The organism is Clavibacter lycopersici, from assembly GCF_003576405.1.
Lineage (GTDB): Bacteria > Actinomycetota > Actinomycetes > Actinomycetales > Microbacteriaceae > Clavibacter > Clavibacter lycopersici.
The window spans coordinates 1-1,087 of the sequence record NZ_QWGT01000425.1; the positions used below are offsets into that span (position 1 = coordinate 1).

The 1,087-nt window shown below is 74.4% G+C and carries 1 protein-coding gene; it reads left to right on the forward strand.

Going from position 1 to position 1,087, the window contains the following annotated elements; all coding sequences use genetic code 11:
- On the forward strand, positions 1 to 932 hold a 932-nt coding region (locus DZG00_RS15690; protein WP_233550172.1), incomplete at its 5' end, for a M24B family metallopeptidase.
- Positions 933 to 1,087 lie beyond the last annotated feature (155 nt).

Here is a 1,087-nt window from a genome sequence, read left to right on the forward strand (position 1 = left end):
TCGCCGAGCGCGTCGACGCGACCCGCGCCGCCGCTGCCGCCGACGCCGAGGCCGCGGATGCCGCCGACGGCGACGCCCTCCTCGCCCGCGACGCCTCCGAGCTGCGCCTGGTCAAGGACGCCTACGAGATCCAGCAGATGCGCGAGGCCGTCGACACCACGGGCCGCGGGTTCTCCGACGTGATCGCCGACATGCCCGCCGTCGTCGCGCACGCGCGCGGCGAGCGCGTCATCGAGGGCGTCTTCAACGCGCGCGCCCGTGCCGACGGCAACGCGGTCGGCTACGACACCATCGCGGCATCGGGCCCGCACGCCTGCATCCTGCACTGGACCCGCAACGACGGCCGTGTGAACCCCGGCGACCTGATCCTCATCGACGCCGGCGTCGAGCTCGACAGCTACTACACGGCCGACATCACGCGCACGCTGCCCGTCTCGGGCACGTTCACCGACGTGCAGCGCGAGGTCTACGAGGCCGTGCGCGAGGCGGCCGATGCGGCCCTCGCGATCGTGCGCCCGGGCATCCGCTTCCGCGAGGTGCACGCGGCGGCGATGGAGGTCATCGCGCACCGCGTGGCCGGCTGGGGGATGCTCCCCGTCAGCGCCGAGGAGGCGCTCGAGGCCGACAACCAGCACCACCGCCGCTACATGGTGCACGGCACGAGCCACCACCTCGGGCTCGACGTGCACGACTGCGCGCAGGCCCGTCGCGACATGTACATCGACGGGATCGTCGAGGCCGGCATGGTCTTCACCATCGAGCCGGGCCTCTACTTCCAGCCCGACGACCTCACGGTCCCGGAGCGCTTCCGCGGCATCGGGGTGCGCATCGAGGACGACATCCTCGTGACGCGCGACGGCGCGGAGAACCTGTCCGCGGGGATCCCCCGCACGGCCGACGAGGTCGAGGCCTGGATGGCCGGTCGCGCCTAGCCACGGGGCGGGCGCGGGCGGCGCGGGGATCAGGCCCCGGTCGTGCCCTGCTCGCCCACCGGCCGGTCGGTCGAGGTGGGCGGCGCGGTCGGCTCGGGGGCGTCGGATCCGCCCGGCTCCGGCAGGCGCTCCCCGTAGGGACCGGCGGGCTTCGA